Annotated in this window: 1 rRNA gene; it reads right to left on the reverse strand. The window is 55.1% G+C overall.

Features of this window, described 5'->3' with window-relative positions:
- Positions 1-216, reverse strand: a 23S ribosomal RNA gene (locus CU044_RS03985); the annotation flags it as partial.

Here is a 216-nt window from a genome sequence, read left to right on the forward strand (position 1 = left end):
ATTCGGACTCGCTTTCGCTACGGCTTCCCCACACGGGTTAACCTCGCAACACACCGCAAACTCGCAGGCTCATTCTTCAAAAGGCACGCAGTCACGACTGTATGTGCAAGCACACACAGCGACGCTCCCACGGCTTGTAGGCACACGGTTTCAGGTACTATTTCACTCCGCTCCCGCGGTACTTTTCACCATTCCCTCACGGTACTATCCGCTATC

It is taken from the genome of Streptomyces sp. L-9-10, assembly GCF_004151105.1.
Taxonomy (GTDB): Bacteria; Actinomycetota; Actinomycetes; order Streptomycetales; family Streptomycetaceae; genus Streptomyces.